The organism is Caulobacter sp. AVps18 (genome assembly GCF_058681425.1).
Genome location: NZ_CM178737.1, coordinates 3201403 through 3226439, shown reverse-complemented (window position 1 = coordinate 3226439; position 25037 = coordinate 3201403). Strand labels below are relative to the sequence as shown.

22 protein-coding genes are annotated in these 25037 nt (G+C 65.1%); 10 read left to right on the top strand and 12 right to left on the bottom strand.

Annotated features, from left to right (window positions below; all coding sequences use genetic code 11):
- Positions 1-26: 26 nt before the first annotated feature.
- Both ACW179_RS14655 and ACW179_RS14650 read left to right on the top strand, forming a co-directional pair.
- On the top strand, positions 27-1091 hold the full coding sequence (locus ACW179_RS14655; RefSeq protein ID WP_492060211.1) for an alpha/beta fold hydrolase: 1065 nt from the start codon (positions 27-29) through the stop codon (positions 1089-1091).
- Between the two features lie 87 nt (positions 1092-1178).
- Positions 1179-2732: an AMP-binding protein gene (locus ACW179_RS14650; protein ID WP_492060210.1), complete on the top strand. Its 1554-nt coding sequence runs from the start codon at positions 1179-1181 to the stop codon at positions 2730-2732.
- A gap of 81 nt (positions 2733-2813) precedes the next feature.
- On the opposite strand, the gene lpdA is transcribed toward ACW179_RS14650, so the two are convergent.
- From lpdA to ACW179_RS14620, 6 genes are all read right to left on the bottom strand, one after another.
- Complete coding sequence (lpdA, locus tag ACW179_RS14645) at positions 2814-4214, bottom strand: dihydrolipoyl dehydrogenase (protein WP_492060209.1); 1401 nt, start codon at positions 4212-4214, stop codon at positions 2814-2816.
- Positions 4215-4294: 80 nt separating this feature from the next.
- Positions 4295-4771 carry a glutathione peroxidase gene (locus tag ACW179_RS14640; RefSeq protein ID WP_492060208.1) on the bottom strand — a complete coding sequence of 159 codons (477 nt, stop codon included), beginning with the start codon at positions 4769-4771 and terminating at the stop codon, positions 4295-4297.
- Between the two features lie 25 nt (positions 4772-4796).
- Positions 4797-6071 (bottom strand): pyruvate dehydrogenase complex dihydrolipoamide acetyltransferase, encoded by a 1275-nt coding sequence (locus tag ACW179_RS14635; protein WP_492060207.1) that lies wholly within the window; start codon positions 6069-6071, stop codon positions 4797-4799.
- A gap of 161 nt (positions 6072-6232) precedes the next feature.
- Entirely contained in the window at positions 6233-7579 is a 1347-nt protein-coding gene (locus ACW179_RS14630) for a pyruvate dehydrogenase complex E1 component subunit beta (RefSeq protein ID WP_492064322.1), read from the bottom strand.
- A 2-nt stretch (positions 7580-7581) separates the two neighbouring features.
- Positions 7582-8613 carry a pyruvate dehydrogenase (acetyl-transferring) E1 component subunit alpha gene (gene pdhA / locus ACW179_RS14625; protein WP_492060206.1) on the bottom strand — a complete coding sequence of 344 codons (1032 nt, stop codon included), beginning with the start codon at positions 8611-8613 and terminating at the stop codon, positions 7582-7584.
- 173 nt (positions 8614-8786) lie between these two features.
- Positions 8787-9083, bottom strand: a complete 297-nt coding sequence (locus ACW179_RS14620) for an FtsB family cell division protein (protein WP_492060205.1) — start codon at positions 9081-9083, stop codon at positions 8787-8789.
- A 424-nt stretch (positions 9084-9507) separates the two neighbouring features.
- Between ACW179_RS14620 and ACW179_RS14615 the strand changes: the two genes are divergently transcribed.
- Positions 9508-10017, top strand: coding sequence for a hypothetical protein (locus tag ACW179_RS14615; protein ID WP_492060204.1), 510 nt, complete (start codon positions 9508-9510; stop codon positions 10015-10017).
- A 21-nt stretch (positions 10018-10038) separates the two neighbouring features.
- Here ACW179_RS14615 and eno read toward each other — a convergent pair whose 3' ends face one another.
- On the bottom strand, positions 10039-11319 hold the full coding sequence (gene eno / locus ACW179_RS14610) for a phosphopyruvate hydratase (protein WP_492060203.1): 1281 nt from the start codon (positions 11317-11319) through the stop codon (positions 10039-10041).
- 113 nt (positions 11320-11432) lie between these two features.
- Here eno and ACW179_RS14605 point away from each other — a divergent pair, with 113 nt between their 5' ends.
- Positions 11433-12203, top strand: a complete 771-nt coding sequence (locus ACW179_RS14605; protein WP_492060202.1) for an enoyl-CoA hydratase — start codon at positions 11433-11435, stop codon at positions 12201-12203.
- A 2-nt stretch (positions 12204-12205) separates the two neighbouring features.
- Here ACW179_RS14605 and ACW179_RS14600 read toward each other — a convergent pair whose 3' ends face one another.
- The 4 genes from ACW179_RS14600 to secG form a co-directional block, all read right to left on the bottom strand.
- Entirely contained in the window at positions 12206-13156 is a 951-nt protein-coding gene (locus ACW179_RS14600; protein ID WP_492060201.1) for an aspartyl protease family protein, read from the bottom strand.
- Positions 13157-13267: 111 nt separating this feature from the next.
- Complete coding sequence (gene rpmF / locus ACW179_RS14595) at positions 13268-13450, bottom strand: 50S ribosomal protein L32 (RefSeq protein WP_007671126.1); 183 nt, start codon at positions 13448-13450, stop codon at positions 13268-13270.
- Between the two features lie 115 nt (positions 13451-13565).
- Entirely contained in the window at positions 13566-15218 is a 1653-nt protein-coding gene (gene pyrG, locus ACW179_RS14590) for a CTP synthase (RefSeq protein ID WP_492060200.1), read from the bottom strand.
- 115 nt (positions 15219-15333) lie between these two features.
- Complete coding sequence (secG, locus tag ACW179_RS14585; RefSeq protein ID WP_492060199.1) at positions 15334-15777, bottom strand: preprotein translocase subunit SecG; 444 nt, start codon at positions 15775-15777, stop codon at positions 15334-15336.
- A 142-nt stretch (positions 15778-15919) separates the two neighbouring features.
- Here secG and ACW179_RS14580 point away from each other — a divergent pair, with 142 nt between their 5' ends.
- Positions 15920-16228 carry a GNAT family N-acetyltransferase gene (locus ACW179_RS14580; RefSeq protein ID WP_492060198.1) on the top strand — a complete coding sequence of 103 codons (309 nt, stop codon included), beginning with the start codon at positions 15920-15922 and terminating at the stop codon, positions 16226-16228.
- A 950-nt stretch (positions 16229-17178) separates the two neighbouring features.
- On the opposite strand, the gene ACW179_RS14575 is transcribed toward ACW179_RS14580, so the two are convergent.
- Positions 17179-17931, bottom strand: a complete 753-nt coding sequence (locus tag ACW179_RS14575) for an EcsC family protein (protein ID WP_492060197.1) — start codon at positions 17929-17931, stop codon at positions 17179-17181.
- 525 nt (positions 17932-18456) lie between these two features.
- On the opposite strand from ACW179_RS14575, the gene ACW179_RS14570 reads away from it, so the two are divergent.
- The 5 genes from ACW179_RS14570 (at position 18457) to ACW179_RS14550 (ending at position 24917) form a co-directional block, all read left to right on the top strand.
- Complete coding sequence (locus ACW179_RS14570; RefSeq protein WP_492060196.1) at positions 18457-19656, top strand: Fic family protein; 1200 nt, start codon at positions 18457-18459, stop codon at positions 19654-19656.
- 143 nt (positions 19657-19799) lie between these two features.
- Positions 19800-20504, top strand: coding sequence for a DnaA regulatory inactivator HdaA (gene hdaA, locus ACW179_RS14565; RefSeq protein WP_492060195.1), 705 nt, complete (start codon positions 19800-19802; stop codon positions 20502-20504).
- A gap of 229 nt (positions 20505-20733) precedes the next feature.
- On the top strand, positions 20734-22974 hold the full coding sequence (locus ACW179_RS14560) for an RNA degradosome polyphosphate kinase (protein ID WP_492060194.1): 2241 nt from the start codon (positions 20734-20736) through the stop codon (positions 22972-22974).
- The gene (locus ACW179_RS14555) at positions 22971-23372 is read left to right on the top strand and encodes a hypothetical protein (protein ID WP_492060193.1); all 402 of its coding nucleotides are present in this window, start codon (positions 22971-22973) and stop codon (positions 23370-23372) included. Before ACW179_RS14560 ends, ACW179_RS14555 begins: the two co-directional genes overlap by 4 nt.
- Positions 23373-23435: 63 nt before the next feature.
- Entirely contained in the window at positions 23436-24917 is a 1482-nt protein-coding gene (locus ACW179_RS14550) for a Ppx/GppA phosphatase family protein (protein ID WP_492060192.1), read from the top strand.
- Positions 24918-25037: the final 120 nt, after the last annotated feature.

The window sequence follows — 25037 nt, the reverse complement described above, 5'->3', positions numbered from 1 at the left end:
GCAAAGGCGCGAAATGACTGGCTCAGATGCACCTCCGCCGCCTCGCCCTTCTGTTGATCTTGTGCCTTGCGGGCTGCGGAGACGCCGGCTCGCGCGCGCCGTTCGCCGATAGCCGGTCCCCGCCGGCCCTTGCGCCGAGGTTCTATGCCCCGGACAACTGGGCTTGGGGCTATGTGAGGGTCGGCGATGACCTGGTGCAGCGCTACGGCGTCTCCGCCCCTGCCGTAGGTCCGCGCGCGACGGTGCTGATTCTCTCGGGCTATGGCGAACCCGCCGAGGCCTGGTTCGAGACCATCCGACGCTTGAACAGCGACGGCTATACGGTCTGGCTGCTGGAGCGGCAGGGCCAGGGCGGTTCCGAGCGCGCGACGCCCTGGCGCGATCTTGGCCACGTCGACAGCTTCGATCCCGACGCCGCCGCCGTGCGCGCCATGGTCAAGGTGGTGATCCGCCCGAACGGCGAGACGCCGCTGGTGGTGCTGGGCCATTCCGAAGGGGCGCTGGTGGCCCTGCGTGCGGTTCAGACCGGACTCGCTGTTGATGGCCTGATCCTGTCATCACCGGCACTGGAACTGGCCCACCTGCCGCGCTCGCCCGAGGAGACGGCCAGGATGGCCGATTGGGCGCGCCGCCTGAAGCTGGGCTGGCTGAAAGCACCGGCGGAGCCTGGCTGGCAACGCGAGGGGCCCGATGACCATGCAGCAGGCCAGACAAGCGACCGACAGCGCGGCGCCGTCCGGCAGGCCTGGATGCTGGCCAATCCCGACCTGCGGATGGGCGCGCCCTCGCTGGGATGGCTGGCGGCCTTCTCTGAGGCCTCACGATGGGCCCAGAGTGACGCCGCCAGGGTGAGGACGCCTGTACTGATGCTGACGGCGGGTCAGGACGGCGTGGTTCGCCCGGCACCCCAGACGAGAACCTGCAAGGCCATGGCCACTTGTCATGAGATCCGCCTGCCGGCCGGGCGTCATGCCCTGCATCTGGAGGCCGACGCCGTTCGCAATCCTTGGATAGCGCAGGTAGAGGGCTTCATTCGCTCGCGGATCGAGGCCGGCAATCGACCCCTCAAGGCGCGACCTCACCAATTGTGACTCTTCCTTGCAAAGCTGGACCGTCCCCGGCAGAGTCCGTCACTCAAGAACGAAAGCGATGACGCTTTTCGGGGAGGCTTCGCCGGAATGCCGGTAGTTTTCAAAGCGGAAGACGGCCAAAAGGCACTCTTCGACGCCCTCATTGACGCGCGCGATACCTATGGCGCGAAAAAACCCATCCTTGAGGACCAGGATCGCAACCCGCTCAGCTACACCGATCTGATCCGGGCCAGCTTCGCCCTGGGTCGCAAGATCGCGGCTATGACCAAGCCGGGCGAGAACGTCGGCGTACTGCTGCCTTCGGGCTCTGCAGCCGTGGTGACGTTCTTTGCGCTGCACGCTTTCGGGCGCGTGCCGACCATGCTGAACTTCACCGCAGGCCTGCGAAACCTGAAAGCCGCCTGCGAGCTCGCAAAGGTCAAGCGCGTGCTGACCGCCCACAAGTTCATCGAGCTGGGCAATCTGCACGACATCGTCGATGCGCTGGAGGGCCAGGCGACGATCACCTATCTGGAAGACGTGCGTGGCACGATCGGCCTGAGCGACAAGCTCTTCGCCGCCGCCGCCGGCCTTTTTCCACGCCAGTTCCGGGCACCGGCCAAGCCGTCGGACCGGGGGGTGGTTCTGTTCACCTCCGGCAGCTTCGGCGCGCCGCGCGGTGTGGTGCTGAGCCAGGCCAACATGGTCACCAACGCAGAACAGGTTGCGGCCCATATCGCCCTGGATCCGGACTGGGTGTTTTTCAACCCCCTGCCCGTCTTCCACTGCTTTGGCCTGACCGGCGGTGTCATCCTGCCGCTGCTGAAAGGCATGAAGGCCTTCCAGTACCCCTCGCCGCTGCACACCAAGCAGATCCCGCCCCTGGTCAAGGACACCGGTGCCTCGGTGCTGTTCGCCACCGACACCTTCCTCAACCACTATGCCCGGGCCTCGGACAGCGACGAGCTTTCCGGTTTGAGGTTTATCGTCTGCGGCGCTGAAAAGGTTCGGGAAGAAACCCACAACCTGATCAACGAAAAGTTCGGCAACGTACCGGTTCTGGAGGGCTATGGCGCGACCGAGGCCTCGCCTGTCATCGCCGTCAACAAGCCTGACGACAATCGGCGCGGTACAGTCGGCGGACTCCTGCCGGGCCAAGATTACCGTATCGAGCCGGTCGAGGGCATTCCCGAAGGCGGTCGCCTGCTGGTGCGCGGGCCTAACGTGATGCTGGGCTATCTGCGCGAGGACGGCGGCGTGGATGCGCCCGACGGCGGCTGGCACGATACCGGCGACGTGGTGATCATGACCGGCGACAACTGGATCACCATCAAGGGCCGGGTGAAGCGCTTCGCCAAGATTGGCGGCGAGATGGTCTCTCTGACCGCCGCAGAAGACCTGGCGGCCGCCGTCTGGCCCGATGGCCGCCACGCCGTGATCTCGATGCCGGACAAGAAGAAGGGCGAGAAGCTGGTGCTGGTCACCGACCGCCAAGACGCTGCCGTTTCGCAACTGGTGGCCCATGCCCAGACCATCGGCGCGCCGGAACTGGCGGTGCCGCGCAAGATCCTGAAAGTGCCCGAAGTGCCGGTTCTGGGCAGCGGCAAGACCGACTATGTCGCCATCCAGCGCATGGCTGATCAGGACGCCCGCGCGGCTTAAGGCAGTTCACCACCACGAACGAAAAACGCCGCGCCCGGTGAGAACCCGGCGCGGCGTTTGCGTTTTAAGCCCAGACCTGGATCAGATGTGCAGGACGCGCCCGTAGGAATCCAGGGCGGCCTCATGCATGGCCTCCGACATGGTCGGGTGGGCATAGACGATGCCGAAGATGTCTTCCTCAGTGGCCTCGAGCGTGATCGCCGTCACAAAGCCCTGGATCATTTCCGTGACCTCGTGACCGATCATGTGCGCCCCGATCAGGGCGCCGGTCTTGGCGTCGAACACGGTCTTGACGAAGCCTTCGGTCTCGCCAGCCGCCACGGCCTTGCCGTTGACCTTGAACGGGAAGCGACCGGCCTTGACCTCGATGCCAGCGGCCTTGGCACCCGCTTCGGTGTAGCCCACAGAGGCAACCTGCGGGTTGGCATAGGTGCAGCCCGGGATAGGCGAGTGGACGTTGGGGCTCTTGAAGCCGGCGATGAACTCGGCGGTGTGAATGCCTTCGTGGCTCGCCTTGTGGGCCAGCCACGGCGCGCCGGCGACGTCGCCGATGGCGTAGAGGCCGGCCACATTGGTCTCGCCGTGCTTGCCGGTGACGACATGGCCGCGATCGGTGGTCAGGCCGACGGCTTCGGTCCCCTCGGTGTTAGGCACGATGCCGATGGCGACGATGCACTTTTCGGCGGTCAGCTGCTCGGCCTTGCCGCCGACTTCGACCGAGACCGACACGCCCGTGGCGGTCTTGTCGATCTTGGTCACCTTGGCGGCGATGCGGAACTTGATGCCGCGCTTCTCGAAAGCTTTCTGAGCCGCCTTGGACACCTCGGCGTCTTCGACCGGCATGATGCGGTCAACGGCCTCGACCACCGTCACCTCGGCGCCCAGGGCGCGATAGAAGCTGGCGAACTCGATGCCGATGGCGCCCGAGCCGATCACGACCAGCGACTTGGGCATGCTCTTGGGCGCCAGGGCGTCGCGATAGGTCCAGACCTTATCGCCGTCCGACACCGCACCGATGGCGGGGATGTTGCGGGCGCGTGCACCGCTGGCCAGGATGACATTTTTGCCCTGGATGGTGCGGCTGCCCCCGGCCTTGAGGGCCACGACGACCTTCGGAGCGGGCACACCCTTTTCGAGCTTGGCCTCGCCCTCGATGACCTCGATCTTGTGCTTCTTCATCAGATAGGCGATGCCGCCCGACATGGTCTTGGCCACGCCACGCGAGCGCTCGATGATCTTGGTGAAGTCGAAGGCCGGCTTCTCGACCGACAGGCCATAGCTGTCGAGGTGCGACAGCTGCTCGAAGATCTCGCCGGACTTCAGCAGGGCCTTGGTCGGGATACAGCCCCAGTTCAGGCAGATCCCGCCCAGGTTCTCGCGCTCGACGATCGCCGTCTTCAGGCCCAGTTGGCTCGCGCGAATGGCAGCGACATAGCCGCCAGGACCAGCGCCGATGACGACGACATCGAATTCGGTGGACATGTTCATCTTACCCTAGCTTGGACGTCGCCCGAGGGGAGCCGGGCGGCCTCGTTCGATCGGCCGCAAGGCCGGTCCGGGAGTTAAAGCAAGGCCTCGACTGCGGCCTTGAGGTCTTCCGGCTTGGTGGTCGGCGCAAAGCGCTCGACGACCTCGCCGTCACGATCGATCAGGAACTTCGTAAAGTTCCACTTGATGCCTTCGGTCCCCAGAACGCCCTTCTGTGCCTTCTTCAGGAAGGTATAGAGCGGGTGTGCCGAGGGGCCGTTGACGTCAATCTTGGCCAGCATCGGGAAGGTCACGTCGTAGGTCAGCGAACAGAAGCTCGCGATCTCTTCGGCATTGCCGGGCTCCTGCGCACCAAACTGGTTGCAGGGAAAGCCCAGCACCGTCAGGCCCCGGTCCTGGTATTCGCGGAACAGCGCTTCCAGGCCTTCAAACTGCGGGGTGAACCCGCACTTGCTGGCCGTATTGACGATCAGCAGAACCTTTCCGCGATAGTCGGCCAAGCTCACTTCCTGGCCGTCCAGCGTCTTGGCCGAGTAGTCATAGACCGACATGGCGCTCTCCTGCCCTTTCCGTTGATCAGACGATCAGGGTCAGCGGCTCTTCGATCAGCGGCTTGAAGGCCGCCAGGAACTTGGCACCGATCGCGCCGTCGACCACGCGGTGATCGCAGGTCAGGGTCACGGTCATCACGGTGGCCACGGCCAGCTGGCCGTTCTTGACCACCGGACGTTGCTCGCCGGCCCCGACGCTCATGATCGCCCCCTGCGGCTCGTTGATGATCGAGGCGAAGGCCTTGATCCCGAACATGCCCAGGTTGGAGACCGAGAAGGTGCCGCCCTGGAATTCCTCGGGCTTCAGCTTCTTGCCTTTGGCACGGGCCGCCAGATCCTTCACCTCGGCCGAGATCTGGGCCAGGCCCTTGGTCTCAGCGGCGCGAACGATCGGAGTAATCAGGCCGCCGTCGATGGCCACGGCCACGGCGATGTCGGCATGCTTGTGCATGGCGATACCTTCGGGCGTGTACGAGGCATTGGCCTCCGGCACGCGCTTCAGGGCCACGGCCACGGCCTTGATGATGATGTCGTTGACCGACACCTTCACGCCCTGGTCACCCAGCAGGCTGTTGATCTTGCCACGGGCCGCCAGCAGGGCGTCGATTTCGAGATCGATGGTCAGCGGGAAGTGCGGCACGTCGCGGAAGCTATCGGTCAGGCGACGGGCGATGGTCTTGCGCATGCCGTCCAGCGGGATCAGGTCATAGGAGCCGGCGGGAATACCCATCTGCTCGAGCGACAGGGCCTGACGCGGAGCGGCTGCGGCAGCCGGAGCCGGCGCAGCCTTGGCGGGCGGAGCGGCGGCGGGAGCGCCCTTGCCGGCACCTTCAACGTCGGCCTTGACGACGCGACCGTGCGGGCCGCTGCCCTTGATGGACTTCAGGTCCAGACCAGCGGCCTGGGCCAGGCGACGGGCCAGTGGCGAGGCGAATACGCGCGAACCGTCCGCCGCGACCGGAGCCGGAGCGGCCGCAACCGGTGCCGCAGCAGCCGGCGCAGCGGCCTTGGGCGCTTGCGCGGCAGGGGCTGCGGTCGGAGCCGACGCGGGGCTGTCGCCCTCACCCGCCAGCTTGGCGATCAGGGCGTTGACCTTGACGTTTTCAGTGCCGGCCTCGACCAGGATGGCCTCGACCACGCCTTCGTCGACAGCTTCGACTTCCATCGTCGCCTTGTCGGTCTCGATCTCGGCGATCACGTCGCCGGCCTTGACGGTGTCACCCACCTTCACGTGCCACTTGGCGAGGGTGCCCTCCTCCATGGTGGGCGACAGGGCGGGCATCAGGATGTCGATCGACATTGAGTGTCTTCCTCAAGCGTTCGGGACGTTTTCGGCCGGGCCGTCGTCCGCTCGATCTCGCGCCGGGGCGAGGCGTTGTTCAGGGCCGCATTCGAAACGGCCCACATCCGACAGGTATGCAGCGATCGCCGCGTTCCCGCCAGACGTGAGCCGAGTCTTCATCAGCGGTAGCAGACCTTCTTGGCGGCCGTGACGATCTTCTCGACTGACGGCAGCGACAGGGCTTCCAGATTAGCCGCATAGGGCAACGGCACGTCTTCCTGGTGGACCCGCAGCGGCGGGGCGTCGAGGTAGTCGAAGCCGTGCTCGGTGATGCGGGCGACGATCTCGGCACCCACACCCATTGGACCCCAGCCTTCTTCGGCCGTGACCAGACGGTTGGTCTTCTTGACGCTTTCCAGGATCGTTGCGTGGTCCATCGGGCGGATGGTCCGCAGATCGACGACTTCGGCCGAAATGCCTTCGGCGGCGAGCGCCTCGGCGGCCTTCAGGCAGAACCCGACCATGCGGCTATAGGCCACCAGGGTGACATCCGTGCCTTCGCGGCGGACCTTGGCCTTGCCGATCGGCACGACATAGTCCTCGACATCCGGGATATCGAACTCCAGCCCGTACATCATCTCGTGTTCGAGGAAGACGATGGGGTTGGGGTCGCGGATCGCGGCCTTCAGCAGGCCCTTGGCATCGGCTGCGTCATAGGGCGCGATGACCTTCAGACCGGGCACATTGCCATACCAGGCCGCATAGTCCTGGCTGTGCTGCGCGCCGACCCGCGAGGCCGCGCCGTTGGGGCCGCGGAACACGATCGACGACTTGATCTGACCGCCCGACATGTAGAGCGTCTTGGCGGCCGAGTTGATGATGTGGTCGATCGCCTGCATGGCGAAGTTCCAGGTCATGAACTCGACGATGGGCTTGAGGCCCGCCATCGCCGCGCCGACGCCCATGCCGGCAAAGCCGTGCTCGGTAATCGGGGTGTCGATGACTCGCTTGTCGCCGAACTCCTGCAGCAGGTCGCGGCTGACCTTGTAGGCGCCCTGATACTGGGCGACTTCCTCGCCCATCAGGAAGACGCGGTCGTCGCGACGCATCTCTTCGGCCATGGCGTCGCGCAGGGCGTCGCGCACGGTGATCTTCTTCATCGGCGTACCGGCCGGAATTTCCGGATCGGCGAAGTTCGACGCAGAGGCCACAGGAGCGGCAGCGACGACGGGCGCAGCGGAAACAACCGCCTCGACGACGACGGGCGCGGGAGCCGACGGCGCAGCGCCGGCCTCACCGGCCAGACGCGCGATAGGCGTGTTGACCTTCACGTTCTCGGTTCCGCCGGGCACAAGGATGGCCTCCACCACGCCCTCATCGACGGCTTCGACTTCCATCGTCGCCTTGTCGGTCTCGATCTCAGCGATCACGTCGCCGGCCTTGACGGTGTCGCCTTCCTTCACCAGCCACTTGGCCAGGGTGCCCTCTTCCATGGTCGGCGAGAGGGCGGGCATGAGGATGTCCAGGCTCACTGGGCGGCCTCCAGATAAACGTCAGTGTACAGTTCGGACGGATCCGGCTCGGGGCTGGTCCGGGCGAATTCAGCGGCTTCAGCGACGATGCGCTTCACGTCGGCGTCGATGCCCTTCAGGTCATCCTCGGTGACGCCGGCCTTGGCGAGGCGCTCCTTGAGGTGGTCGATGGGATCGCGGGTCTGCTTGACCTCATCGACCTCTTCCTTGGTGCGGTACTTGGCCGGGTCGGACATCGAGTGGCCGCGATAGCGATAGGTCTTCATCTCGAGGATGTAGGGACCCTGGCCGCTGGCGGCGTGCTCGCGGGCGCGGGCACCGGCTTCACGCACGGCCACAACGTCCATGCCGTCAATCTCTTCGCCCGGGATCCGGAACGAAACGCCGCGCTTGTGGAAGGCGGTTTCCGAGGCCGAGCGCTCGACGCTGGTGCCCATGGCGTACTGGTTGTTCTCGATCACGTACACGACCGGCAGCTTCCACAGCTGGGCCATGTTGAAGCTCTCGTAGACCTGGCCCTGGTTGGCCGCGCCGTCGCCGAAATAGGCGTACGAGACGTTGCCGTTGCCCTTGTAGTGGTTGGCCAGTGCCAGGCCGGTGCCGAGCGCCACCTGGGCGCCGACGATGCCGTGGCCGCCGTAGAAGCCGGTCTCGATGTCAAACATGTGCATCGAACCACCCTTGCCGCGCGACGAGCCGCCTGCGCGACCGGTCAGCTCGGCCATGACTTCCTTGGGGTCCATCCCGGCGGCCAGCATGTGGCCGTGATCGCGATAGCCGGTGATGATCTGGTCGCCTTTAGTCGAGATCGACTGCATGCCGACCGCGATGGCTTCCTGGCCGATATAGAGGTGGCAAAACCCGCCGATCAGACCCATGCCGTACAGCTGTCCGGCCCGCTCCTCGAAGCGACGGATAAGCAGCATGCTCTGATAGAACTTGAGAAGCTCTTCCTTGCTGACAAATGTATTGACACCGGTGTCACTACCCTTGCCCTCGGAGGCCTCAACCTTGCGCGAACGCGCCATTCAAATCTCCCTGGCCAATCTTCATCGCGGCCTTCATCTCAGACCATATCCAGCCGAACGAGTCGTCGGTTCCGCTAAGGAAATGCCCGTCATGCACCGCCAAGACCGATCCCGGTTCGGATGATCCGGGCGAAAACGACAGCTCGCTCCCGGAACACTTAGCCGCCCCAACGTTAACGCCGGGTGCGGATCACGTAGTCCCTAGGGTCGGCATATCCCAGAAGTGAACGCGCACGTTCCTCAAGGAGATCAGCTGACAAACTGCCGTTGCGTAATAGACGAGCCCGGGCCTCCAGGTCCATCCTCTCCGCGCGGATCTTCTTGAGTTCCTTCGTCTTGGCAGCAAGATCAGCGGTGCGCTGAGAGATCGACAGCAGGCCTCGCTCACCCGTCAGGGCGTGAAAAACGAAGTAGAAGATCAGGAAAAGGATCGCTGCGGTCGGCAGGATCGGTTGCAGTCGGGCGAACATCTGGAATTCCCGGAGAGGGACCACCAGAGTCGCAGATCGTGCTTAACGCCTTCTAAATTCAGGGGTCGCGAGACGCGCTGCTCGTGCGAAGCGCGGTGCCCGACGATGTTTCATATGAGATGGTTTCATCGGCATCTAGATACCGCATCGCGGCGCCCTGTTCGCGGCTGCGAAACCCCGCCGAACGACGCTACGATTGCGCCGTTCGGGCGCTTATAGAAAAATTGTGCAGCATCGCTCCGCATTCGCCTCCCCAAAAGGCACCGGCGCCCGAGAATCGCCATGCTTGCGTTCCGTGTTATCGTGCAAAGGTTGTGGAAACGCGGTGGGGACCATGCAGGATCGACGTCGTGTGATCATCGGTGTTGGCGCAGCAGCGGTTTTAGCGCCGTTGCCAGGGACCGGCCTCGCCGAAGAGGGGGTCGTGAAGGGGCGCCGCGGCGGCCCGAACATGATCAAGGGCGATCCACCCCGTCTGGATTTCGGCGGGGGCCTCCTGATCCCCATGAACGCCACGATCTTTCGCACGCTCTGGGAAGGAGAGGATCGCTGGGTCACCTACGGCCGGGCGGTCTCGCCGCGCAAGGCACGCGCCATGGGACAGGCCGAAACGGCGGCCATAGGGTCGATGAAGCTGATGCTGATGACCCTGGCCTTCGCCCCCGAGCGCCTGGTGCGGTTCGAAACCTGCGGCTGGAAGCTGAAGTCGGGGAACACGGCTGATCTGGTGATGGGCGATATAGCCCTGCCCGGCCGACCAGTCATGCCAACGGTCGATGAGGTTTCCAGCGCGTTGGCGGAGGTTCCGGAAGGCGGATCGGTGGGCGAACCGGCCTATCGCGCGATCACCGGCTACATGGTTATGAAAAAGGACGCCCCACTCAGCTACGTCAAGGAAAAGGCGCAGCTTCTGTCTGAAGCCGCGCCTTCCTGAGTTTCAGACCTTAAAGGGCGATTAGCGGCCCTTGAGCGCCGAGCGACCGGCATAGATGGCCTGGTCGTCCAGCATCTGCTCCAGGCGCAGCAGCTGGTTGTACTTGGCCAGCCGGTCAGAGCGGGCCAGCGAACCGGTCTTGATCTGTCCGCAGTTCAGGGCCACGGCCAGGTCGGCGATGGTGCTGTCCTCAGTCTCGCCCGAGCGGTGGCTCATGACGCTGGTATAGCCGGCGCGGTGGGCCATATCGACGGCGTCGATGGTCTCCGACAGGGTGCCGATCTGGTTGACCTTGACCAGGATCGAATTAGCCAGGCCCTTGTCCAGACCCATCTGCAGGCGCTTGGGATTGGTCACGAACAGGTCGTCACCGACCAGCTGAACCTTCTTGCCCAGCTTGTCCGTCAGCAGCTTCCAGCCTTCGAAGTCGTCTTCCGACATGCCGTCCTCAATGGACAGGATCGGGAATTTGTCAGCCAGGCCGGCCAGATAGTCGACCATCTGGCCGGGATCCAGGCTCTTGCCCTCGCCTTCAAGCTCGTACTTGCCGTTCTTGAAGAATTCGGTGGCGGCCACGTCGAGGCCCAGGACGAAGTCGTCGCCGGCCTTGTAGCCTGCCGCCTCACCCGCCTTGACGATGAACGCCAGCGCGTCCTCGGCCGAGCCGAGGTTGGGTGCGAAGCCACCTTCGTCACCGACATTGGTATTGTGACCGGCGTCCTTCAGGGCCTTCTTCAGGCCATGAAAGATCTCGGCGCCCATGCGCAGGGCTTCGCTGAAGGTCGGCGCGCCGGTCGGCAGGATCATGAACTCCTGGATGTCGATCGGGTTGTCGGCATGGGCACCGCCATTGATGATATTCATCATCGGGGTCGGCAGGACCCGCGAATTGACGCCGCCGACATACTTGTAGAGCGGCAAGCCGGCCGACTCGGCGGCGGCCTTGGCGACGGCCAGCGACACGCCCAGAATGGCGTTGGCGCCCAGGCGAGCCTTGTTGGGCGTGCCGTCCAGGCCGATCATCAGCGTGTCGACCCGGCGCTGGTCTTCGGCGTCCACGCCCGACAGGGCGTCGAAGATCTCGCCATTGACCGAGTCCACGGCCTGCAGGACGCCCTTGCCCAGATAGCGGCTCTTGTCGCCGTCGCGCTTTTCGCTGGCTTCGTGGGCGCCGGTCGAGGCACCCGAGGGCACTGCGGCGCGGCCGAACGCGCCGTCTTCCAGGACGACGTCGACTTCAACAGTCGGGTTGCCCCGGCTGTCGAGAATTTCGCGGGCGATGATGTCGACGATCTCGGTCATGGCAGCTCCTCAAGGCGAAAGGCGCGGGAGGCTTAGCCGTCACTGCGGCCCGGCGCAACTTGACTTCCCCGCTGTAGACCGACTGATCATCGGTCACACAAAGGGAGAACGCCATGTTGACCGTCGAAAAGAGCGGCCCGATCGCCGTCGTGACGCTAAACCGACCAGAGGCGATGAACGCCCTGTCCAAGGCGCTACGCGCCGCCCTGCACACAGTAATGTTCGAGCTGGACGCCGATCCGGCCATCAGCGTGGTGGTGCTGACCGGCGCCGGCGAGCGGGCCTTCACCGCCGGCCTCGACCTGAAGGAACTGGGCAGCGACCCCAAGGCCATGAGCGCCGCCAATGATCAGGACGCCGAGTCCAACCCCGTCCGGGCCATCGAGCTGTGCCGCAAGCCCGTCATCGGAGCGATCAACGGCGTGGCCATCACCGGCGGCTTCGAGCTGGCCCTGGCCTGCGACGTGCTGATTGCGTCGGAGAATGCCCGCTTCGCCGATACCCATGCCCGGGTCGGCATCATGCCCGGCTGGGGTCTGTCGCAGAAGCTGTCGCGGCTGATCGGCATCTATCGCGCCAAGGAGCTGTCGCTGACCGGCAACTTCATCGACGCGGCCACCGCCGAGGCCTGGGGGCTGGTCAATCGCGTGGTCCCGGCTGCGGATCTGATGCCCACCGTGCTGAAGCTGGCCGCCGACATGGCCTCGATCCCGGTGGAAACGCTTTCGTTCTACAAGTCGCTGATCGACGAGGGCTATGGCCGGTCGTTCAACAAGGGGCTGGAGATCGAACACAAGCGCTCCAGCGCCCATAACCGCGATGTGACCCCGGAGTCGGTCGAGGCCCGCCGGGCCCAGATCCAGGCCAGGGGTCGTGGCCAGTAGTCTCAGGCGCTGAACAGGGGCGGCGGGGCCTTGACCTCGCCCACCCGGAAGCGGATGCGGCCGGCCCCGAAATCCAGTTCGACCCGGGCGAACATCCGCAGCACATCGACACCCAGCAACACGGCCGGACGCTCTTGCAGGCCCCAGACGTCGAAAACATGCAGGTCGGCGAAGGCGATGGGCAGGTTGGTGACCCGCAGTTCGCCGAGGGTCAGGGACGGCGCGACGCGAAACTCGCCGATGCCCATCTCGCCCGAGGCCGTCAGCAGGCGTGCGGGCTTGACGTCGTCGATCGTGCGCCGCCGGCGGGTAGCGATAGCCTGCGACAGGGCCATGTTGCCGATGCTGACCCCGCCGCCGGTGTCGATGAAGGCCAGGGCCCGGGCACCGGCCACCCGGCAGTCGGCAACGGTCAGACGGCCGAACCGCTCGTCTGCCATCACCGAAACCTCGCGGGGCATCCGGACGGTGTCGAAAGCCGAGCGACTGCGGCGGACCTCGAGCTTTCGCCGGGCGAAGTCCATGATCACGTTGCGGTCTTCCAGAATGTCGACGCCCAGCAGGCCGTCGCCGCCGACCCGGTCGTTGGGAAGCACCGGCAGGTTCACCTGCGACAACCGCGCCTCACCGGCCAGAAGCTGCTCGATGCGAGCCGTAGGATACAGCTGCGAGCCGCTGATCCCGTGAACCAGCACGTCAGGACCCCGCGCCAGGCCAAGGCGCTCGGCCAGGGCCACGGAGAGCACGCTGCGACCAGCGCCGCTGTCGACGATGAACGCGAAAGCCCCCTGCCCGTTCACCTGCGTCTCGACCGTCAGGCGATCATCGGCGTCCAGCGAGGCATCGAGGATGAACAGGGGTTCGGGCGGCGCAGGCGGCGTCTGCCGGGCCAGCGCGATCTGGGGCAATAGCGATAGACCCAGTCCCGCCGTCAGGATTCGGCGTGTGAGCATGGGCGGACCTCCCTGTCGGAGGAGGCTAGCACTTTTTTGGCGCCCGCAACGAAAAACGCCGCCCGGCGAACCGGGCGGCGTTTTCGAATTCAGCGACCAGAGAGGAAGCGCTTAGTCTTCCTTGGGGGTCAAGATCTGCTTGCCGTTGTAGAGGCCGGTCTTCAGATCGACGTGGTGCGGGCGACGCAGTTCGCCCGAGTCCTTGTCTTCCACGAAGGAGTTGGCGCCCAGGGCGTGGTGCGACCGGCGCATGTTCCGGCGAGAAGGCGAAGTTTTTCTTTTGGGAACGGCCATCGAAGTGACTCTGCGCGCTGAGCGTGAAAATTAGAGACGGCGACTCGGGATGACCCAAGCCGCCGTGTGAGGGCGCGCTTATGCCTGAATCTCTTCAGACATGCAACAGCGCCTGTTAAACCAGCCGCCCCTGCTCTTTCGCCGCGGCGATAAAGCTGGCGAACAGCGGGTGCGGGGCGAACGGACGGCTCTTCAGTTCCGGGTGGAACTGCACGCCGATGAACCACGGATGGTCCTCGCGTTCGACGATTTCAGGCAGCACGCCGTCAGGCGAGCGACCAGTCAGTTTCAGGCCGGACTCCTCCATCCGGTGGCTGTAGCCAATATTGACCTCGTAGCGGTGCCTGTGGCGCTCGCTGATGGCCGTATCGCCATAGATGGCCGCCACCTTGCTGCCGGGCGTCAGGACGGCGTCGAAGGCCCCCAGGCGCATTGTGCCGCCCAGGTCGTCGCCCTTGCGACGCTCGACCCGCTCATTGCCCTTGATCCACTCGGTCATGATGCCGACGACCGGGCGGTCGGTGGGGCCAAACTCACTGGAGCTGGCATCGGTGATGCCGGCCACATTGCGCAGGGTCTCGATGACCGCCATCTGCATCCCGAAGCAGATGCCGAAATACGGCACCTTGCGTTCCCGGGCGAACTGGGCGGCCCGAATTTTTCCTTCCGCGCCCCGCTCGCCAAAGCCGCCGGGCACCATGATGGCGTGAGCATTCTCCAGGCGAGCCGCAGCCGCGCCGGGGTCGCCCTCGAAGGTCTCGCTTTCCACCCAGTCCAGATTGACCTTGACCTTGTTGGCCAGGCCCCCGTGGTGCAGGGCCTCGATCAGCGACTTGTAGGCGTCTTTCAGGACGGTGTACTTGCCGACCACGGCGATGGTCACTTCGCCATCGGGGTGGTTGACGATCGCGTCGATGGCTTCCCAGCGGCTCAGGTCCGGCTTGGGCGCATCGCTCATGCCGAACACGTCCAGCACCTCGGCGTCCAGACCTTCCTTGTGATAGTCGATCGGCACCGCATAGATCGACGAGCTATCCATCGCCTGGATCACGGCGCTGGGCCGCACGTTGCAGAACTGCGCGATCTTGCGCTTTTCCTCGACCGGGATGTCCTGCTCGCAGCGGCACAGCAGGATGTCGGGCTGGATGCCGATCGAGCGCAGCTCCTTGACCGAGTGCTGGGTCGGCTTGGTCTTCATCTCGCCGGCCGTCTTGATGAACGGCAGCAGGGTCAGGTGGACATAGCAGCTCTGGCCGCGTGGCAGGTCCTGGCGCAGCTGGCGGATGGCCTCGAAGAACGGCAGGCCCTCGATGTCGCCCACCGTGCCGCCGATCTCGACCAGCACGAAGTCGACCGGCTTTTCGCCCGTCTCATCCAAAGCGGGAGACAGGACGAAGTCCTTGATCTCGTTGGTGACGTGCGGAATCACCTGGACGGTCGCGCCCAGATAGTCGCCGCGGCGTTCCTTCTCGATGATGGTCTTGTAGATCTGGCCAGTGGTGATGTTGTCGGCCTTGGTCGCCGAAACGCCGGTGAAGCGCTCGTAGTGGCCAAGGTCGAGGTCCGTCTCGGCGCCGTCGTCGGTCACGAAGACCTCGCCGTGCTGATACGGGCTCATCGTGCCGGGATCGACGTTGAGATAAGGGTCGAGCTTACGAAGGCGGACCTTGTAGCCACGAGCCTGGAGGAGCGCTCCGAGCGCTGCGGAGGCGAGGCCTTTTCCAAGCGAGGAAACCACGCCGCCGGTGATGAAGATGTACCGGGTCATGGGCGCTCAGATTAGCCGCGATTCGGCGCTCGCGGCGAGAAGACCAACGTTCATCAACAGCTTTCGCATGGAAAGCCGTCGATGATGCGAAAAGGGAGCCTCAAAAAGCCGAGGCTTACTGGGCCGGCGTGGGGGCCGGGGCGGTCACCGGAGCCGCCGGCTGGGGCTGCGAGGTCAGGGGCGCGTTCAACTGCGGCGTCGGGGCGGTGATCGCGCCCGGCTGTGCGGTCGAAGGCGTGCCACCGGCCGGAGCCACTGGAGCGATCGGCGCGTTCAGGGTCTTGGTGTCGAGGTTCTGGATGTTCAGGCGCTCGGTCACCGAACCGCCGCCGCCCATGCGCCCCGTCAGGATCGTCAGGGTCAGGCTGATCAGCAGGAACAGCGAAAACAGGATCCAGGTGATGCGGGTCAGAAGGTCGCCGGCCCCGCGCGCGGTCATGAAGCCGGTGTTGCCGCCGCCCATGCCCAGGGCCCCGCCCTCGGAACGTTGCAGCAGGACGACGCCGATCAGACCGAGGCAGACGACGATGTTGATGGCCAGCAGGATGCCGATGAGCATGAGTAAACTGATCTCGATCCGGGCGACGGGACGTTCCGCCGTGAAAAACGAAGCGGCCCCTCTACCACTAGCGGCGCGCGCACGCCATAGCTGGGAAGGGCAAGCGGCAACTCAAGACCCCAGCGGGAACCGAACAAACCGAATGATCCTTGAAACCGAACGCCTGACCCTGGCGCCCCTGACCCGGGCCGACGCCCCGCTGGTCTATCCGTTTCTCAGCGATCCGGAGGTCATGGCCCACTGGGACCATGACGCCCTGGAGGAGCCTGAAGAGGTCGAGGCCTGCGTGGCCGCCCAGGTCGAGGCGATGGAAAACGGCCAGGCTCACTATTGGGCGCTGCGGCAAACCCAGACCGGCGATTTCCTGGGCTCGTGCGAGCTGGTCGATATCGACCTGCGCCACCACACCGCCGAGCTGCGCTTCATCCTGGCCCGCGACCGCTGGGGCTAGGGCTATGGCCTGGAGGCCGTCAGCGCCGTCCTGGCTCACGCCGCCTCCATCGGCCTCAAGCGCCTGAACGCCCGCACCCATGTCGGCGACAACCGCGCCGAGGCCCTGCTCAAGCGCGTGGGGTTCATCGAGGAAGGCTATCAAAAGGGCCATATCCACCGCGAAGGCGAGCGCCGGGACTGCCGGCTGTTTGGGGTTTCACTGTAGGCGTCGGCGATGGCCCCCTCCGGCCCTCCGGGCCACCTCCCCCAGAGGGGGAGGATCTACGCCGAGCAGATGCTCCCCCTTTGGGGGAGCTGTCGCGGAGCGACTGAGGGGGCAGAGCAAGTGTCGGCCCCCTCGCGCTTTCGCTGCGATGGTGTGGGAAGGGCTGCAGAGCGCCCGGGCCTCGCCCGGATGAGAGATAGAGATTACCGTTTCGACGAAGATCAGACGCTCCGCGCAGCCGTTCTTTCAGAAGCCTGCGGCGCTTGAGCCCTGTTAGAGCCTCGCCGCCTTGAAGCCTCCGACGGGCGGACCAGGGAGCGACCCTGACCCGGACTGCCGGTTCTCCCGAACCGGCCTGCTGCTCGCCCGACCCCTGACGTGACGTCGTTTTAGTGTTCCACGGCCGACCGCCGCCAGACACGAAAGGGTTGGCGGTTCTGACCCGCCATCGTTTGAGCTTCCCGCTCGACCACACCCCGCCGCCGCTTCGGTCGCTGGCCTGGCGCCCTTCCCCTGCGACGAGGTGGGATGATTATGCAGGGGGTTTTGACAGCGTCTGACGGCGCGGTGCGAGATTTCTGCAGGGCGTTGATTGGGTAGGGTTTTGTGGGCGATACGCCGGGGATGGGGGACGCTGGATCCCCGCACTTGCCCCCTACGGGTCGCTTCGCGACCGTCTTCCCCCAGAGGGGGAAGATGAGATCATCCGCCCCCGCTGGGGGCGGACGACCGGCGCAAGCCGGTCAGGAGGGGGCCAGCGGCGCCGGCCGGTTGCCCCCTGCCCCCTCCTCCCGCATCCGATAGGCCATCACCGCCGTCTGGCCCAGCCACTCGACCAGTCGCCAGTTGACGATGGCCCCGACCGGGGCGCCGACCACGGGCAGCAGCTGGGCCAGCTTGGCGAGATCAATGTGGTCGCGATACTGTTGCTGGAAGGCCCGCCAGTCGAAGGCCTCCAGGCTGGCCGGGCGTTCCCCCCATCTTTCGGGCCGCCGCGCGTCCCAATTCTCCATCGCCGCCAGCACGCGGGCGCGGTGGGCGCTGTCGGAAAAGGCCAGCTCGAAGATGTGCAGGATATAGAGCCGCTCATCCAGGTCGGTGCCGTCATGGCCGAAGATGGCGGCGATCTCGAACAGCAGCTTGATCTTGAAGCTCATCAGCAGCGGAAAATCCGCCGCCGCCGCCAGAAAGCCCCCTGCCCCGGTGATCCCGCCCTCGACACTGGCGGTCTTCTTCCAGCCGTCGATGGCGGCGACGGCCTTGGCGCGGCGCTCGTCTAGGGTCAGGCCGTGCATCGGCGAGCCGGTGGCGAAATCGGCCCCGGTCAGTATGCCCCGCGTCAGCCCCTCCATCGCCGTGGTGATCGCCGCATGGACCTTTTCAGGGATGATCCTGTTGATCCGCTGCTGCGCCTGCCGGGCCAGACCGCCCAGCGGTCCGGCCGGCTTGGTCATCTGGGCGCGCCAGGTGGCGAGGTCGGGAGGGGGTGAGGTCATGGGAGTGAGATAGTCCTTCTCCCCTTGCGGGAGAAGAGCCTGCCCCGGCGGAGGCCGGGGTGGCGCGAAGCGCCGGATGAGGGGTCGCACGGGGGCGCCTCATCCCGTCGTTCCGCCCTTCGCAGCGGCCCTCGCCTTCAACCCCTCATCCGAGCCGCTACGCGGCCCACCTTCTCCCGCAAGGGGAGAAGGATCGGAGAGCGAAATCTGCCCCGGACAGAATGCCCCGCGTCAGGCCCTCCATCGTCGTGGTGATGGCGGCATGGACCTTTTCAGGGATGATCCGGTTGGTGCGCTGCTGGGCCTACCGGGCCAGACCGCCGAGTGGGCCGGCCGGCTTGGTCATCTGGGCGAGCCGGGCGGCGAGGTCGGGAGGGTGAAATTCAAGCGTTTTCTTCTATCGCCACGGAGACGCGTCGAAAAGATCCCTAGACGGCAGCTGTCCCACGTGAGACACCATTCTGATGGACATCAAATCGTCCACATCTTGTAATTACCCTTATAAATAAGGGATTTTGGCGGACAATGGCTCGGACATATGAAGCGACACATCCGTGGATAACTTTTGGACTCGACACGACTAAGTTTGATTACCATCTCTGGATGGCGCTTGGCGAAGCGTCGTCCAAATGCCAGCACATCGCAGGGGTGCCATTGGCTCCCCGGATCGCAAAGGAAATGCATCGCCTCTATCTCATCAAGGGGGTAGTCGCGACGACTGCAATTGAAGGAAACACACTTTCCGAGGAAGAAGCTGAGCGGATCATCGACGGCACGCTCAAACTGCCGCCATCTCAGCAGTATATGGCCGATGAAATAAATAACATCGTCGAGGCCGTGAACGTTCTTGTCGGAAAGATTGCTGATCGATCTGCAGAAAATAAAATCACGGTTGATCTCTTGAAGGAGATGAACCGCATGGTTTTGCGCGACCTTGAGGTCGAGAAGGACGTAGTTCCAGGAGAAATTCGGCATCACAGCGTCGTTGTAGGGCGATACCGTTGCGCCCCTGCGGAAGATTGCGATTATCTTCTGGAACAACTCTGCGATATCTTAAATGACTTTCCTGCGCCGGGAGGAGAGAAGAGCCAGTTTTGTATTATAAAGGCGATATTTGCACATCTATATTTTGTGTGGATCCATCCATTTGGTGACGGCAATGGACGAACCGCTCGCCTTTTAGAGCTATACATTCTTCTTTCAGCCGGGTTCGCGCAGCCAACTGGCCACTTGCTCAGCAACCATTACAACCGAACCAGACCTAGATATTACGACAAACTTGATAGTGCTCGAGAAGAAATGGGTGTTGTGAATTTTATTCGCTATTCCGTTGAGGGTTTCGTTGACGGATTGCGTGAGCAAATTGACTTTATTCGCCGACAGCAATGGCAAGTTGCTTGGCTAAATTATGTCCATGAGCAGTTTCACGACCTTAATAGTCCTGCAGATGTTCGGAGAAGGCATTTAGTTTTGGCACTGTCGGAACATGCAGAACCTACATCCATGTCGAAAATATCCAACATGACGCCCCAACTTGCTCGCGAATACTATGACAAAACGCCCAAAACAGTTGCGCGGGATGTGAACTGGCTGGTTGATGAGGGCCTGGTTACGAAAGATAAGAAGGGACTTGTGAGAGCGAATAGAGAGATGATCCTAGCCTTCTTGCCTTGGCGATCTCCAGAAGAGGAATCTGTTCGCTGGCAGGGACCTCAGGGCGCTTAAAGTGACAAGCCATACGACCTGAGGTGCGCCCCATCCACACCTCCCCGCCCCTCATCCCCACCTTCGACCACCCGCCCCGCTCGCCCTGACGCCGCACACGGCCTATATCCACCCCAGCCGTAAACCCCGCTGGACCCTGCCCCTTGTCCCGTCAGTTCAGACTGCCGCTGATCAGCCCTCAGACCTTTGAGCGGGCGCACTTTGCCGTGTCGCCCACCAATGGCGAGGCGGTGGCCCGGCTGGACGCCTGGCCGGGCTGGGCCGAGGGGCGGCTGGCCCTGGTGGGGCCGGCGGGCACGGGCAAGACCCATCTGGCCCGCAGCTGGGCCCGGCAGGCGAACGCCGTGGTGGTCGAGGCCGCCGATCCGGGCGCCGCGCCGCTGGACCTGCCGACCCTGCGCGGCCGGGCCGTGCTGGTCGAGGACGCCGACCGCCGCGCCGAAGGCTCGGCGCTGGACGACGAAGCGCTGTTTCACCTGATCAACATGGCCGGGGTCGACGGCGGCAGCTTGCTGCTGACCGCGCGCCTCGCTCCGGTGGCCTGGGACAGCGCGGTGCCCGACCTGCGCTCTCGCCTCAACGCCCTGCCCGTGGCCCGCATCGAGGCCCCCGACGACCTCGTGCTGGAGGCCGTGCTGCGCCGGGCCTTCACCGCCCGGGCCATCACCCCGGCCCATGACGTCTATCCCTACCTGCTGCGCCGCATCCCCCGCTCGGCGCTCGAAGCCATTGCCGTGGTCGAGCTGCTGGACGAGGCCGCCTCGGCCCAGGGCCGGCCGGTCAACCGGCTGCTGGCCGGCCAGGTGCTGGAGCAGAGCGATCCGGAGCTGGATCTCGAGGGGGAGTGAGGGGGGCAGGGTCCTTTCCAGCCTCAAAATTCTTGTCATCCCGGAAGCCTCGCAGAGGCTATCCGGGACCCAGGGGCCGGTGCACTGCGTTTGCCCCTGGGTCCCGGCGTTCCGCGCTACGCGCTCCAGCCGGGATGACAAGGTTAGTTTGTGTGCAGAGCCTTGCTGTCTTGCCCCTGTCACCTGGCGCGTTCACCATGACGGAACGAAGTTCGTCTAGGTTTGTCCGATGCCAAACACGCTCACCCTGCCCGCCTCGGCCCCTGCCACCGCCCCTCACGGCCCCCATGACGCCGCCGAGCCCGTGTGCCGGCTGGACAAGGCGCTGCTGGCCTCGCCCGAGCGGTTCATCAATCGCGAGACCTCGTGGCTGGCCTTCAATGAGCGGGTGCTGGAAGAGAGCGCCAATCCGCGCCATCCGCTGCTGGAGCGGCTGCGGTTTCTGTCGATTTCGGCCAACAATCTCGACGAATTCTACATGGTGCGCGTCGCCGGCCTGAAGGGCCAGGTGCGCGAGGGCGTGCGGGTGGTCAGCCAGGATGGCCTGACCCCGGGCGAGCAGCTGGCCAAGATCAACGCCTCGGCCTTCGACCTGATGGCCGAGCAGCAGAAGATCTGGCGTGAGGTGCGGGCCGAGCTGTGGGCCGAGGGCCTGAAGCTGCTGGACGCCAAGGACATCGAGGGCGAAGACAAGGCCAAGGCCGAGGAGCTGTTCCTGACCCGGATGTTCCCGGTGCTGACGCCCCTGGCCATCGACCCGGCCCACCCGTTCCCGTTCATTCCGAACCTGGGCTTCTGCCTGGCCCTGAAGCTGCGCCGCATCGCCGACGACAAGCACCTGTATGCCCTGGTGCCGGTGCCCAGCCAGGTGCAGCGGTTCTGGGAACTGTCCAGCGTGGTGACGCGCGGCCGCAAGCGCACGCGCAAGATCGTGGCCCTGGAAAGCTTCATCATCCTGTTCTTGAACCACCTGTTCCCCGGCTACGAGGTGGAGGGCCGTGGCCTGTTCCGCCTGGTCCGTGACAGTGACCTTGAGATCGAGGAAGAGGCCGAAGACCTGGTCCGCGAGTTCGAGGCGCGGCTGAAGAAGCGTCGCCTGGGCCGCGTGGTCCGGGTGAAGATCCAGACCTCGATGCCGCTGGACCTGCGCGAGTTCATCCTTGAGGGTCTGCGCGCCGAGCCAGACGATGTGATCCTGGTCGACGGCAAGCTCGGTTTGGCCCAGATGAGCGAGCTGATCCCGCCCGACCGCCCCGACCTGAAGTTCAAGCCCTATAATGCCCGCTTCCCCGAGCGGGTGCGCGACCACGGCGGCGACTGCTTTGCGGCGATCCGCGAGAAGGACATCCTGGTCCACCACCCGTTCGAGAGCTTCGATGTGGTGGTGCAGTTCCTGCGCCAGGCGGCGCGCGATCCCAATGTGCTGGCGATCAAGCAGACCCTTTATCGCACTTCCAAAGACAGCCCGATCGTGGCGGCCCTGATCGAGGCGGCCGACAACGGCAAGAACGTCACCGCCCTGGTCGAGATCAAGGCGCGCTTCGACGAAGAGAACAATCTGAAGTGGGCCCGCGACCTGGAACGGGCCGGCGTGCACGTGGTGTTCGGCTTCGTCGACTGGAAGACCCACGCCAAGCTGTCGGTGGTGGTGCGCCGCGAGGGCGAGGCCCTGCGCACCTACTGCCACTTCGGCACCGGCAACTATCACCCGCAGACGGCGCGGGTTTATACTGATCTGTCGCTGTTCACCTGTGATCCGGCCCTGGGCCGTGACGGCGGCAAGCTGTTCAACTTCATCACCGGCTATGCCCAGCCGCACGGGCTGGAAAAGCTGTCGTTCAGCCCCGAGACGCTGAAGCCGGATCTGCTGCGCCTGATCGCGGTCGAGGCCGACAATGCCCGGGCCGGCAAGCCGGCGGCGATCTGGGCCAAGATGAACGCCGTGGTCGATCCCCAGATCATCGACGCCCTCTATGCGGCCAGCCAGGCCGGGGTCAGCATCGACCTGGTGGTACGCGGCATCTGCTGCCTGCGTCCGGGCGTCGTGGGCCTGTCAGAGAACATCCGGGTCAAGAGCATCGTCGGGCGCTTCCTGGAGCACGCCCGCGTCGTGGCCTTCGCCAACGGGGCCGAGATGCCCAGCGCCCAGACGCGGGTCTTCATCAGTTCCGCCGACTGGATGCCGCGCAACCTGGATCGCCGCGTCGAGAGCCTGGTGCCGCTGGAGAACCCCACCGTTCACCAGCAGGTGCTCAACCAGATCATGGTCGCCAACCTCAATGATGAGGCCCAGAGCTGGAACCTCGACAGCGAAGGCCACTATGCCCGCGACCCGGCCTGGGACAAGAAGGGTGCCTTCTCGGCCCACGACTATTTCATGAACAATCCCAGCCTGTCGGGCCGGGGCCACAAGGTCAAAGACCTGCCGGCGGCCTTCGACCATGTCGGACCGCGCAAAGGCAAGGCTTGAGGCGTCTTGTCCTTCTGACGGTCCCGGCGGTCCTGATCCTGGCGGGCTGCGGTCCCGGACGGACGGAGCAGGCCCAGATCTGCGCCATCCTGGCCCAGCCCGGGGTGCCCGGCATCGACCGAATCGGCGACGGCGAAGCCCTGGCCCCGGTGGATCGCCAGTTGCAGGCCAAGGGCCGAATCTATGGCCCAGGCCTGCGGCTGGGCCAGATCCGCTCATGGGGGTCCTGCCCGAAACACGCCCCGACCGTCGAGATGCTGCTGCTGGACGGCAACCACGCGGTGACCAAGGGCGGGGTGCGGGCGAACGGCGCGCAGAAGACTTTCGGCACCTGCTTCTACGTAAGAACCGAAACCCGCTGGCGCTTGCTCGCTTGCCGGATTAATGGCGCGTCCTGACGTCCCGAGCGATTTTCGTCCGGCCCCGCTTTCTCCTGCGTCTCAATAGGCTAAACCAGACTCATGCCTTTTCCGGCGCCGCGCGACGCGGCCGTGATCGATATCGGCTCCAACTCGGTGCGCCTTGTGGTGTACCGCCTGGAAGGCCGCGCCATCTGGACCGTCTTCAACGAGAAGGTGCTGGCCGGCCTTGGCCGTGACCTGGGCCACAACGGCCGCCTGTCGCCCGAAGGCGTGCAGCAGACCCTGGCGGCGCTGAAGCGCTTCCGCGCCGTGCTGGAGGCCGTGGCCCCGGCCGAGATCTTCGTGGTGGCCACCGCCGCCGCCCGCGAGGCCAGCGACGGCCCGGCCTTCGTCGAACGCGTCAAGGCCGAGACCGGCCTGACCGTGCGGGTGCTCTCGGGCGAGGAAGAGGCCCGCTATGCCGCCCTGGGCGTACTGGCCGGCGCGCCACAGGCCACCGGGGTAGTCGGCGACCTGGGCGGGGCCAGCCTCGAACTGATCCGCCTGGAGGCCACCGGCGCAGGCCTTGGCGTCACCCTGCCTCTGGGGCCCTTCAGCCTGGGCCTGTCGGACGGCTTCGACGGCGAGAAGGTGCGCCGGCTCTGCGCCCAGCGCCTGGCACCCGTGGCCAGCGCCTTCAGGACCGACAGCTTCCACGCGGTGGGCGGGGCCTGGCGCAACCTGGCCCTGCTGCACATGCGGCTTTCAGGCTATCCGCTTCACGTCGTCCATCAGTACGAGATCAGCGCCAGCGAGGCCCTGGACGCCGCGCGCCTGGTGTCGCACCAGTCGAAAAGCTCGCTGGAACGCATTGAGGGCATGAGCAAGAAGCGCTCGGAGACCCTGCCCTACGCCGCTGTCGTGCTGGAAGCGCTGATCGAGCAGCTGGGCGTCAAGCACATCGAGATCTCGGCCTTCGGCGTGCGCGAGGGCCTGCTGTTCGAGGCCATGCCGCCGCGCGTGCGGGGCCTGGATCCCCTGATCGAGGGGTGCGCGTCGCTGGGCGCCCGCCAGGGTGTGGCCGATGATCTGGGCGCAGCGCTGGAGCGCTGGCTCGCCCCGGCCTTCGCCAGCCTGCCGCCACTGTTCGAGGCGCGTGATCCGGTGCTGGTGGCCGCCGCCTGCCGGTTGGCCGACCTGGGCGCCCGCCTGCATCCCGACCACCGTGCCGATCTGGTGTTCGAGCAGGTGCTGCGCGCGCCGATCGCCGGTCAGGGCCACGCCGAGCGCGCCTTCCTGGCCACCGCGGCCTATGCCCGCCACACCATGAGCTTCAACCCACCCGAACTGGCCGTGCTGGAGCGACTGCTGTCCCCGGCTCGCGTCAAGCGCGCCAGGGCCCTGGGTGCCGCAATCCGCCTGGGTTGCGACCTTTCGGGTCGCAGCGCCGCGCTACTGGCCCGCTCACGCCTGTCGTTTGACAAGGGCCAGCTGACCCTGACCGCCGAGCCCGGCTATGCCGACCTGTTGCTGGGCGAGCAGACCAGCAAGCGCGCCGGTACGGCGGCCCAGCTTCTGGGCCTGAAGCTAAAGATCGCCTGACGGAGAAGTTTCAGGTCGAAACGTGCTTAACATAGAATAAAACTACCCAAATTGGGCCTTCAGCAAAGCTAACCAGCAATAACATTGCTCAAAGAGCACAGTTTGTTAGCCCTACCTCCC